This window comes from Melghirimyces algeriensis, from assembly GCF_900182565.1.
In the GTDB taxonomy this organism is placed as follows: Bacteria; Bacillota; Bacilli; order Thermoactinomycetales; family DSM-45169; genus Melghirimyces; species Melghirimyces algeriensis.
In genome coordinates this window covers 253,998-266,040 of the sequence record NZ_FXTI01000001.1, presented here as the reverse complement: position 1 = coordinate 266,040, position 12,043 = coordinate 253,998, and the positions used below count along the sequence as shown (strand labels likewise).

Annotated in this window: 11 protein-coding genes; 5 read left to right on the top strand and 6 right to left on the bottom strand. The window is 47.3% G+C overall.

Going from position 1 to position 12,043, the window contains the following annotated elements:
* Positions 1-33: 33 nt before the first annotated feature.
* Positions 34-195, bottom strand: a complete 162-nt coding sequence (locus FN782_RS01215; protein WP_142503947.1) for a helix-turn-helix domain-containing protein — start codon at positions 193-195, stop codon at positions 34-36.
* 165 nt (positions 196-360) lie between these two features.
* Positions 361-807, bottom strand: coding sequence for a hypothetical protein (locus tag FN782_RS01210; RefSeq protein WP_142503946.1), 447 nt, complete (start codon positions 805-807; stop codon positions 361-363).
* A 130-nt stretch (positions 808-937) separates the two neighbouring features.
* Here FN782_RS01210 and FN782_RS01205 point away from each other — a divergent pair, with 130 nt between their 5' ends.
* On the top strand, positions 938-1,696 hold the full coding sequence (locus FN782_RS01205; RefSeq protein WP_142503945.1) for a hypothetical protein: 759 nt from the start codon (positions 938-940) through the stop codon (positions 1,694-1,696).
* Between the two features lie 28 nt (positions 1,697-1,724).
* Here the strand turns inward: FN782_RS01205 and FN782_RS01200 are convergent, their stop codons facing one another.
* On the bottom strand, positions 1,725-3,314 hold the full coding sequence (locus FN782_RS01200; RefSeq protein WP_185955958.1) for a M2 family metallopeptidase: 1,590 nt from the start codon (positions 3,312-3,314) through the stop codon (positions 1,725-1,727).
* Between the two features lie 124 nt (positions 3,315-3,438).
* On the opposite strand from FN782_RS01200, the gene FN782_RS01195 reads away from it, so the two are divergent.
* The 4 genes from FN782_RS01195 (at position 3,439) to FN782_RS01180 (ending at position 8,530) form a co-directional block, all read left to right on the top strand.
* Complete coding sequence (locus FN782_RS01195) at positions 3,439-3,693, top strand: DNA alkylation repair protein (RefSeq protein WP_142503943.1); 255 nt, start codon at positions 3,439-3,441, stop codon at positions 3,691-3,693.
* Between the two features lie 134 nt (positions 3,694-3,827).
* Entirely contained in the window at positions 3,828-5,366 is a 1,539-nt protein-coding gene (locus FN782_RS01190; protein ID WP_142503942.1) for a fumarate hydratase, read from the top strand.
* Positions 5,367-5,519: 153 nt separating this feature from the next.
* Positions 5,520-7,583: a penicillin-binding transpeptidase domain-containing protein gene (locus FN782_RS01185; RefSeq protein WP_185955957.1), complete on the top strand. Its 2,064-nt coding sequence runs from the start codon at positions 5,520-5,522 to the stop codon at positions 7,581-7,583.
* A 62-nt stretch (positions 7,584-7,645) separates the two neighbouring features.
* Positions 7,646-8,530: a DUF1002 domain-containing protein gene (locus FN782_RS01180; protein WP_142503940.1), complete on the top strand. Its 885-nt coding sequence runs from the start codon at positions 7,646-7,648 to the stop codon at positions 8,528-8,530.
* 53 nt (positions 8,531-8,583) lie between these two features.
* Here FN782_RS01180 and sdhB read toward each other — a convergent pair whose 3' ends face one another.
* From sdhB to FN782_RS01165, 3 genes are read right to left on the bottom strand one after another with little or no spacing between them, the layout of a single operon-like run.
* Positions 8,584-9,357, bottom strand: coding sequence for a succinate dehydrogenase iron-sulfur subunit (gene sdhB, locus FN782_RS01175; RefSeq protein ID WP_142503939.1), 774 nt, complete (start codon positions 9,355-9,357; stop codon positions 8,584-8,586).
* Entirely contained in the window at positions 9,354-11,129 is a 1,776-nt protein-coding gene (sdhA, locus tag FN782_RS01170) for a succinate dehydrogenase flavoprotein subunit (RefSeq protein ID WP_142503938.1), read from the bottom strand. The genes sdhB and sdhA overlap by 4 nt, the downstream gene beginning before the upstream one ends.
* Positions 11,130-11,146: 17 nt before the next feature.
* Positions 11,147-11,788: a succinate dehydrogenase cytochrome b558 subunit gene (locus FN782_RS01165; protein ID WP_142503937.1), complete on the bottom strand. Its 642-nt coding sequence runs from the start codon at positions 11,786-11,788 to the stop codon at positions 11,147-11,149.
* Between the last annotated feature and the right edge of the window lie 255 nt (positions 11,789-12,043).

Here is a 12,043-nt window from a genome sequence, read left to right as displayed (position 1 = left end):
GGGTTGTCTCGTTTAACCGTATAGAAACTGTTTTCAAATCCTACACATTACATTCGAAATATGATTGCGGACGGTTTTTTCGCTGATAAAGAGTTGGTGCGCAATCTCTTTGGTCGTCTTATCCTGTACCAACAGTTCAAATACTTCCCTTTCCCTGTTGGTCAGCAACGGTTTCCTACTTTGATTGCTCGTCAAATGTGTCACCCCTCCTTGCTCGGGCTCTTAGAACACGAGGGTAAGGGACTCAGTCAAGTTATCCTATGAACAGGCTTATACCGTGGTGCGACGGGCAGGAAAAAATAGGCTGAATTTCCTGTGATCATGCCGGCTCGAAAATCCAAGGGACTGTGCTATCTTATGTCATTGGGATTCATGTAGTGACGTTTTCTCTCTCTGAAATCGAGGAAATCTCCTCCACTCTCTGGGAATCCACAACATCAAGGGAATACCAGGCAATCGGCGATGAAGCCATTCAGCGGCCATGGGTCTCGTGGTCAGCACCCAAGCGACACGGGAAATTTCCAGGAAAGGTACCCCCCATTCATGGCGGCTGAGCTGTACTCTGGGATAGGGAACCCCCGGAAAAGCGAGGATCGTATCCCCATAGCGCAAACATTGCTGAATACAAAGAGGAAGCGGGTAATCTTTGGAGCTTCGGAGCAAATGAATCGGTTCAAATCCCAAACGATTTACCAGCCGATCCGCATCTGCCTTTTGTGTCGGGGTTTTCCTTCTCTTTTTTCCAGCACTGGATAATACAGAACCATGTTTTACAAGATGGATAAATGGAACACCGTGAACAAACATCCGCCATTCCCCCTCTTTTGTATCCTTTCCCAACTGTCATCCGCTCATAAATCCCCAAAGATTTACTGTGATAGGTCAAGCCGTTGACAACATAGCATGGGAAAAACCGAACTTCGGAAGGAGGGGGAAGATGAGGCAAACCAATCTCCGTCATCCAAAAATGACAAGGCTTCAATCATCCCAGATCCGCCTGAGGTCCATTCCCATGGATAAAATCTGGCCAAATCCTCCTTCCATCATCCTTGCTTTTACGGAATTGGAACAGGATGAAATGTATGGAATGATCCCCGATTCCTTTATTCCTCGTTATTTGGAGACTGCCATCACGTTTGGAAAGAATGCCGCTTTCCATGAGCGCTACAATGAAAACCTGCCCCACTTGATGAACCGCTTGATGAAGTCCGGAATTCGGGTTCGTTTTATCAAAAGAAACAACACAGAATCAACCGAATGGGTTCGGGCCCAATATCGGCGAAAACCACCCACCATTGAAATTCATCAATCTTCCATGGATCAGCTGAGAAATTTTTTTGACCGTTCCGGTTATTCCGTAATCGAAGACGATCTCATCGCTCTCCATTTGTATCACGAGTGGTTTCATCATTTGGAAGAATCGACCTTGGGTCATACGGACCAACGTGTACCCAAAGTGCAAACAAAGCGTTGGGGCCCATTTTCCCTCCGCCAACGGATTCATCGACTCAGAGAGATTGCTGCTCACGCGTTTACGCAAGAAGCAATGGGACTCACCTGGTCGCCACTATTGCTGGATCATATCATCCTCTTCACCGAGAGAGGCTGGTCCAAGTCTCGAATTCGTGAACATTTTCAACAACTGAAAGAAAAATATACCGCTCTAATGGAACACATTGAAGATCCTTCACCATAAAATCCCTGCCTTTCGGCAGGGATAATTTTTATGCCTTTCCTTCCGGCACCACATACCGTATATAATCATCCGGATTCAGCTTCAGGATCTGGTCCCAGGTACTGGACATCCCTGTGTCAAAAATCTGCTCCTTAAGAAAATGTCCCGCGTCCGGATTTTCCACTAAGGGATGGGGTACATCAGGAAACCTCTTTTTCATGGACTCCAGAATTTGTGACGCCATCATCTCACCCAACAGCGCATTTGGGCAATAAAGCGGTTGGGTGACAAAATGGATCTGTGCAGCCCAATCCGGAGCGTTTCGATATTCTGGACGGGGGACAAACTGAATGGGTTCCATATCATCCCACCAAATGGAGTCCAGATCCCTGTCAGGGTCTTTGTAAAGATCACGCTCAAAATAACTCCTCGCCAAACACCAACGCACATAAACGAGGCGGTCCAGAACGGCCTGTTTTTTCAAGGATTCCGCTTCAGCCATCCACTCATCCGAAGAACCGCCTTTGATTCGCTTTAACCAAGCCGACTCCGTCAGCAGGCGATCCATGATAAGAGCAACCGCTTCTTTGGCAACTTCATGGGTCGCTTTCCTTAACAGCCAAGGAAGATTTCCATTTTGGAACTTGGCATAAACCGCATATCCCAGTGTATGAAGCAAGGTTCTCATACTATATGCATCCGAACGAAGATTGCATAAAATCCGGATGTCTCCCGCACCATCCAAATCCATACAAAAAGCATGCTGAGACTTGCCTTCCCGTTCGTACAGATCACTTCGCTGAAGAATTTCCGCTATATCGAGACCCATGCCTTGAAATGTTTGAATCGCTTGATCCTCCAGGTTGATATTCTCCCACCAAGCATCCGTATGGGGTTCACAGATGGCAGGCGCTGTCCGAAAGGTTAAATCAGCATAATGCCAAGGCCGAATTCCTTCCGGACGCAAAAAGCGATACGGCTTGGCCACAACTTTATCCAACTCCTGTTTTGCATCGGAGAACGGTTGATCCGTTGCTTCCTTTAACTGATCCAGAAGATGAAAAAGTCCTTTTTCCTCCCAACCATTCAGCTCAAGTAACATTTGATAAAAATCTGCATACCCTTTTTTTCTGGCTGTTTGATTACGAAGATGGATCAGCTCCAAAACCTGTTCCGCTACTAGACTTCCTACCTCTTGACCCGCTTTCCAGAGCCTTTTCCGTTTGTATGTATCCGTCTCTGTCCGAAGCATCGCATGAATGTCATTTTCTGATAGGCTCCGTTCTTGATCAACCGCTCGGAAATGGATAAACGCCAACTCTATTTCCGATATTAATTCCACCATCCGGTCCATCTCTTCCGGTTCCAACAAACCAAACATAAACTCCTGATACAAAAGGTCCAGTTGCTGTTGTTCCAGCGAAGGATTTTCTGTTTGCTTCCGCATCGCCTCCAACTTCTCAAAGCGTTGGGGATCGGAGAAAAAACGGATCCGTTCCTTTAACAGACGCGCATACGCTTCTTTCTCTTCTCTCTTCCCTGTTGTAGCGAACTTCCAGTAAGCTTTGGCCATCCGTTTGTCTATGGATTGTACAGTAGACACCACTTCATCAAGAAATGATTGTACGGAAGAATTCATAACCATCCTCCTTTAATGATGATGGATGCTTCCATCTTCGATTTCGAAGCAGACGTCTCCTTTCTCGTATCGTTGAATGGAGAAGGCGATTTGCAAAAATAATACATCCAGGAGGTGTTTATCCGTGGAAAATCCGTATCTATGTCCGGGCTGTGGAACCAACCGTTCCCGGTTCAATCTTATTCAACAAAACGTTCGTCCAGTAAAAAAAGACCCACAGACAGGAGAAATTATGGAAGAAGTGGATGCAAATGATCCCCTTCAAGCTACATATCGCGGAGAAGCAATCCGCGTCCAATGTGGAGTTTGCGCCTTAGTGGACACAGAAGAACGATTTATCAAGATGGCCCTATCTGGAGTGGGAAAAACGAACAGCTGAACTCTTTATATGTTTGCCCGAAAACCAATGGTTTCGGGCATTCTTTGTTTTTCACTCGGAAGAAGCTTGATTGTTATAATATAATTGTAAGAGAGATGAAGAAAACCGAATGGATAAAAGGAGTTTGTCTGCTGATGCAATCATTAAAAGAATCCTTGCTAGAGCTGATTACGGAAACCTCAACCAACCTTCCGCCCGACGTTCGGGCAGCGATTCAACAGGCGAAGGAAAAGGAGAATTCAGGAACGCGTGCCGCTTTAGCCTTATCCACCATTTCCGATAACATTCAAATGGCAGAAGAAAACACCTCCCCGATCTGCCAGGATACAGGAATGCCGACGTTTTATGTTTATGTTCCGGTTGGAGCCAACCAAATCAAAATCAGTCAAGCCATCCGGGAAGCCATTGTAGAAGCCACCCAAAACGGAAAACTCCGTCCAAACTCTGTCGATTCCTTGACAGGTGAAAACAGTGGCAATAATCTGGGGGAAGGCGTTCCGGTCATTCATTATGAACAATGGGAAAAGGATGAAATCGAGGTCAAGCTGATTTTAAAAGGGGGCGGCTGTGAAAACAAAAACATTCAATACAGCCTTCCCTGTGAACTGGAAGGCCTCGGCCGTGCCGGGCGTGATTTGGATGGCATTCGCAAATGTATTCTGCACAGTGTCTATCAGGCTCAAGGACAAGGATGCAGTGCGGGTTTTATCGGTGTGGGCATCGGCGGGGACCGAACCACCGGATATGAATTGGCGAAAAAACAGCTGTTCCGAAAAGCACACGATTCCAATCCCAACCCTGACCTCGCCCGATTGGAAGAATACATTATGGAAAATGCCAATAAACTGAGTATCGGAACCATGGGATTTGGCGGAACCACTACCCTTCTCGGATGCAAAATCGGAGCGATGCACCGAATTCCGGCCAGCTTCTATGTTTCCGTCGCCTATAACTGCTGGGCATTCCGTCGGCAAGGGATCACTGTGGACCCGGAAACCGGAAAGATCAAACGTTGGCTATATAAGGAGCAACCAACAGTGAAACCGGTCACTGTTTCTGAATCGGCCACAAAAACGGAAACGTCCGCTCCCCGTGAGGTTCGACTCACCCCTCCGATCTCCGAAGAAGCCATCCGGTCTCTTCGGGTAGGGGATATCGTCATTTTGGACGGTCTGATTCATACCGGACGGGATGCATTGCACAAATATCTGATCGATCATGAGGCTCCGGTTGACTTAAATGGGGGAGTCATCTACCATTGCGGTCCTGTAATGCTGAAAGACGCAAACGGCAACTGGGAGGTCAAAGCGGCCGGACCCACCACCAGTATCCGTGAAGAACCTTACCAAGCCGATATCATAAAGAAATTCGGTATTCGGGCTGTCATCGGAAAGGGCGGCATGGGAAGCCGGACATTGGAAGGATTAAAGGAACATGGAGCGGTTTATCTCAATGCCATCGGCGGTGCCGCTCAATACTATGCCGATTGTATTACCGGAGTGGACGGTGTTCACTTTATGGAGTTCGGCGTGCCGGAAGCGATGTGGCACCTTCATGTAAAAAACTTTGCAGCGATAGTCACCATGGATTCACATGGAAACAGTCTGCACAAAGATGTGGAAATGGACTCGTTAAAACGGCTCTCTCAATTTAAAGAAAAGGTTTTCTCCTGACAGCATCGATAAACTGTATAAAAGAGGCGGATTTCCGCCTCTTTTTTCATTCTCTATATTCCAAGAGTTTTATTCACACCCAACTCGATTCAGGTTAAAATGTTTTTTGTAATCATAGATGACACCCTTTACCAGCGAGGTGAACCCATATTCATGAAACAAAAATGGAAAGAAATACGAATAAACAAACGAATCGCTATTAGTTCTGTTCTTGTTGTTGGCTTCATGGTTGGTGCCTTCTTTTTCTTTATGAATTCTCCCGACTCCACACCGGATCAAGCGATGCAACAATATTTGGAGCATTGGGAAGAAGGCGACTATCAGGCGATGTATGAGCTTCTCAGCGCAGAGGCCAAAAAAAGGATCAGCCAGAAAGAGTTTATGAAGCAACATGAATCCATCGCCAAAAAGATGAAACAAAAGCAAATAAAGCTGGATATGAAAACCGCACAGGAGAAAGACCGAAACACAATCCCTTTCTCCGCAAAAATCGTTTCATCATTGGTTGGTAACCTCTCATTTCAAAACAAAGCTGAGCTAGTCGAAGAAGATAATGGATGGAGAGTAAACTGGACGCCTTCAGTTATTTTCCCGGAAATGAAAGAGGGAGATCAGATTCGCACTCTTCGCATCCCACCGGGACAGCGCGGAGAAATTACCGCACGCAATGGTGAGCCATTGGCCGTCAATAAAAAACGGACTGCCGTCGGGATGGTTCCCAATGAAGTAACAGACCTCAAAAAAACCAGTAAAAAACTGGCCAAAGCCTTGGATCTTGAACCGAAAGACGTCTATAAAAAAGTGAAGTCCGGAGCAAAGAAAAACCCGGATCGTTTTGTGGAAATCAAGACATGGAAAGGGGATGGGAAGAAACAGATCAAGCCGTTAAAGAAGATTGATGATATTTCGATCCGGGATCGCTCCCTCCGGGTGTATCCCCGGAAAGATTTGACCGCCCATGTAACGGGGTATATCCGCCCCATCACGGAAAAGCAACTGAAGAAGCGAAAGAAAGAGGGCTACCAAAAGGGAGACTGGATTGGACAACGCGGATTGGAACAAACCATGGAAGAACATCTTCGAGGAGCTCCGGGTTGGAAAGTGGTAATAGCAAACAAAAACGGGAAACAAAAAAAGGTGCTAGGCACCAAGCCTCCCACAGACGGGAAAGATCTTCAAGTGACGATCGATCTTGAGACGCAGGCCCAACTTTATCAGGGAATGAAAAAAGACAAGGGGGGCGGGGTTGCGATTGACCCTCGCACCGGAGAAGTTTTAGCAATGGTCAGCGCCCCTTCCTACGATCCCAATCAGTTCATCCAGGGCATGTCTCAGTCTGAATGGAAGCGCATCAGCGGGCCCACACAACCTTTAGCCAACCGGGCCAAACTCACCTACGCTCCAGGATCTACAATGAAAGCCATCACAGCAGCGATTGGTCTGGATACCAAAAAAATCACACCGAAAACCACCTATAATACGGATTCCGGCAAATGGCAAAAGAATTCATCCTGGGGTGGTTACTATGTAACGCGGGTGGATAACCCTGGCGGAGGTGTCGACTTGGGAAAAGCCTTGGCCTGGTCGGATAACATTTATTTTGCCAGAGTCGGTTTAAAGATCGGAGCTCCCACCATGATCAAGTATTACAAGAAGTTTGGCTTTGATGAAACGATCGATCTTCCGTTACAAGTCACTCCGTCTCAATATGCAAACAGCAACAATAAAACGTTGAAAAATGAGATCCTTTTGGCTGATACTGCCTATGGTCAAGGACAGCTTTTGGTAAGTCCGCTCCATTTGGCAACCATGTACACCACATTTGCCAATCAAGGAGATATGATCAAACCGAAAATTTTGATGGACTCTGACAAAAAAGTCAAGCGGGAAATATGGAAGGAAAAGGTGATCTCTCCCCAGACCGCGAACAAAGTGAAGGAGCTTTTGCAAGGCGTCGTCGAGCGCCCCAAAGGCTCTGCCCGTGACTTAAAAGTCAAAGGTGTGGAATTGGGAGCAAAAACCGGAACAGCGGAACTCAAGCAAAGTAAGGAGGATGAGAACGGACGGGAACTGGGCTGGCTCGCTTGGATGGCTGGAAAAGAAGGAGAAAAGCCTGACATTGTGGTGGCGACGATGGTGGATGAAGTACAGGACCGCGGAGGAAGTCATTACATCTTTCCTACGATTAAGAAAATGTTGAAACAACGCTATCACTAAGGTTCCATGAAACTTTTTGAGTACTTTTCACGTCTATATTAGAGAGAAAGGGGTTTTCAACCATGTACAGAAGAAACGTTCTCCACAAATGGACGTTATTTACGCTGATTGGAGTTTTTCTGTTCGCCTTGGCTCTCCCAGCCACCGTTTCGGCCGATGCTGTGGTGGGAGAAACCGTGGTCACCCTGGGTCAGGACCTGACCCCACAACAGAAAGAAGACATTCTGCAAGAAATGGATGTTTCCGATGACGTGAAGCAAATCACCGTAACCAACGAAGAAGAGCACAAATATCTTGGAGGCTACTTAAGCAAAGCAACCATTGGAACCCGTGCCCTCTCTTCCGCCAAAATCACTTTGGCGAAAAAAGGAACCGGGATCAAAGTTCAAACACATAACATCACGACCATCAATGAACAGATGTATGCCAATGCCCTGATTACTGCCGGAGTCAAAGACGCAGAAGTATATGTCACGGCTCCGACCCAGGTATCCGGAACTGCTGGTTTAACCGGAATGTTAAAAGCTTTTGAAGAAGCGACCGGAAAAAATATCAGTGAGGATCAAAAACAGGTTGCCAACGAAGAAATGGTTCGCACCTCGGAACTGGGAGAAAAGGTGGGCGATGAAAAGGCGGCCGAATTTATGACCAGAGTCAAGGAAGAAGTCGCCAAACAAAAACCGGACTCACCGGAAGAAGTGAAACAGATTGTGATCAATATTGCAGGAGATCTCAATATTGATCTGAGCAATCAAGAGACAAAGCAAATTACCAACCTTATGTATAAATTCTCAGAACTGAACCTGGACTGGGACAGTTTTACAGATCAATTAAACCAACTAAAAGACAAATTTAATATCAATACGGAAGAAGCACAGGGTTTCTTTGATAAAGTATGGAAATGGTTTTCCGATCTGTTCGATTGGATCAGAGGACTTTTCTCGTAAGTCTTTGATTGGTCTATAAAAAAGCACTCTCCGATTGGAGAGTGCTTTTATCTTTACCGGGAAAGCCATTTACGGAACATATGCTTGGTTCCTTCCCGGTTCATCCTGGCAATGGTTGTGGTCAATGGAATACCTTTGGGACAGGCCTGAACACAGTTTTGGGAGTTCCCGCATTCCTGGAGCCCTCCCTCTTCCAACAGGGCGTCTGTCCGCTCATGTTTGTTCATCGACCCAGTGGGGTGAGAGTTAAACAGATCCACCTGTCCAACAATAAAAGGCCCCATAAAATTGGAACGATCATTCACATTGGGACAGGCTTGCAAGCAAACCCCACAGGTCATACACTTGGACAGTTCATATCGCCATTGCCGGTCCACTTCCGGCATACGGGGACCGGCACCCAGATCATGGGTTCCATCAATGGGAACCCAAGCCTTCACCCGTTTCAAAGCATCAAACATCCGGCTGCGGTCAACCACCATATCCCGCATCACCGGAAATGTGTTCATGGGCTGAATCCGAATGGGTTGCTCCAGACCATCAATCAATGTGGAGCAAGCTTGGCGAGGTGTACCGTTGATCACCATGGAACAGGCACCGCATACCTCTTCCAGACAATTGGCTTCCCAACAAACCGGAGACACCTTTTCACCTTTGGTATTGACCGGATTCCGTTGAATCTCCATCAAAGAAGAGTTCACCGTCATATTGGGGCGATACTCCAGTTCAAACTCTTCCTCGTAAGGTTCACTTTCAGGAGAATCCTGACGCATGATAATGAAACGGACTGTTCGCTTTTCCGTTGCAGTCACCGTCTGATCACTCATTTACTCTCCGCCCCCTTACCTTCCGCTTGCTTGGCTACATCATACCGACGCGGGCGAGGCTTGATCAAAGAGGTATCCACTTCCTCATATTCAAAAGCCGGCCCGTTTTCCGTATATTTAGCCTTGGTCGTTTTCAACCATTCTTCATCGTTCCGATCAGGATAATCGGGCTTATAATGGGCTCCACGACTTTCATTCCGGTTATAGGCGCCCAGTGTGATCACCCGTGCCAACTCCAGCATATTCCACAAGTGGCGGACAAATGGAGCCGTCTGATTGCTCCAAGTGCCGGTATCGGATACGTTGATCCGTTTGTAACGTTCCATCAGCTCCTGGATTTTTTCGTCCGTTTTCTTCAGACGGTCATTGTAACGAACCACGGTCACATTGTCGGTCATCCATTGACCCAGCTCTTTATGCAATTTATACGGGTTTTCATCCCCATCCATCTTCAAAATGCTATCGAACTTTTCCTGTTCCTTTTTCTGATGCGATTCAAAAATACTGGAGGGTAGATCCTCCGCCGATTGATCCAGCCCGCGGATGTATTCCAGGGCATTGGGTCCGGCCACCATGCCGCCATAAATGCAGGAAAGCAGTGAGTTGGCACCCAGACGGTTTGCGCCGTGGTATTGATATTCACACTCCCCAGCAGCAAACAAGCCCGGAATATTTGTCATCTGATTAAAGTCAACCCACATTCCCCCCATGGAATAGTGAACCGCGGGGAAAATCTTCATTGGGACCTTGCGGGGATCTTCACCCATAAATTTCTCATAGATCTCAATGATACCGCCCAGTTTGATATCCAATTCTTTTGGGTCCTTATGGGAGAGGTCGAGATACACCATGTTTTCGCCATTGATCCCCAATTTCATATCCACACAAACTTTAAAGATCGCGCGTGTGGCGATATCCCGCGGAACCAGGTTTCCGTATGCCGGGTACATTTCTTCAAGGAAATACCAAGGTTTCCCATCCTTATATGTCCAGACACGTCCGCCCTCTCCACGGGCGGATTCCGACATCAGACGCAGCTTGTCATCTCCTGGAATGGCTGTGGGATGCACTTGAATAAATTCACCATTGGCATAATAAACACCCTGTTGATACAGAGCGCTCGCCGCCGTACCGGTGTTAATCATAGAGTTGGTCGATTTACCAAAGATAATTCCCGGACCCCCGGAAGCCATAATGACAGCATCTGCACGGAAAGAGCGAATCTCCATACTACGCCGGTCCTGGGCAACAATCCCACAGCAACGACCTTTATCATCCAGAACCGCGGAGAGAAACTCCCAGTGCTCATACTTGGTTACGTTGCCAGCCACTTCCCAACGGCGCACCTGTTCATCCAAGGCATACAGGAGTTGTTGTCCGGTGGTCGCACCGGCAAAGGCCGTCCGATGGTGCTTGGTTCCCCCAAAACGGCGGAAATCCAACAGTCCTTCCGGTGTCCGGTTAAACGGAACCCCCATCCGGTCCATGAGATAGATAATCCCCGGAGCGGCTTCTGTCATCGCTTTTACCGGTGGCTGGTTGGCGAGGAAGTCGCCACCGTAAACCGTATCATCAAAGTGTTCCCACGGGGAATCTCCTTCCCCTTTGGTGTTTACCGCACCGTTAATGCCCCCCTGAGCACAAACAGAGTGAGAACGACGGACTGGTACAATTGAAAACAGGTCGACATCGGCTCCCGCTTCGGCCACTTTAACAGCGGCCATCAGTCCGGCGAGGCCGCCACCGACGATGATGACTTTTTCCTTCTTCATTTTGGCAGTGCCCCTTTCTACCGCTGAGCCAATTGATTAGCAATTTCCCCGAATGCAAAGATAGCACGAATCCCTATGTAGCTGACCAACACAAAGACAACAGCCCAAACATAGGAAGAAATCCGTTGCGCGCGGGGTCCAACCGTAATTCCCCATGAAACCAAGAACGACCACATTCCGTTCGCAAAATGGAAGGTTGCTGCCAGAACACCGATGATATACCAGACTTGCGTGACCGGATCAGACAACAGATTCGCAGTCAATCCTGTCAGCGCATGGGCGTCGTAATCATACAAAGCCACTTTCAGGCGCGTTTGCCATACGTGCACCGAAACAAAAATCAAGGTGATTACCCCGGTTGCACGCTGGAGCATAAACATGATGTTCCGAAACGTACTGAAGTTTGAGAGGTTGTTCTTCGCCGTAAAGGCAATATACAACCCATAGACGCCATGGTACAGGAGAGGAAGAAAAATAAAAAAGATCTCCAAAACCGGCAGGAACGGTAAGCCCCAGATCCACTCCACCTGTTCAACGTAAGCGTTCACACCTTTGGTTGCTTCATAATTTGTAATTAGATGTTCAACCACAAAAAAGCCGACTGGGATTACACCCAGCAGGGAGTGCAACCGTCTGTTAAAAAAACTACGGTGCTTCATTCATCTGCCCCCCAATTACCCCTAATGGTATCTTGCTTGAACTTCAGAAACCTTCTCCCTCTCAAAAATGTGACCGGCAAAAACGCCGGTACCCATAAAAAATATGGAGTTGACAGGGAAGAAATGTTTCATCTCAGTGACATTGTACTCCCAAATCTGACAAAGCGTCAAGTTGGGCTTTCCTACTTACGTGGTAAAATACCCCAAAAGTCATAAATAAACCCCAAAAATCTTTACAAAAAAAAATGAACCGGT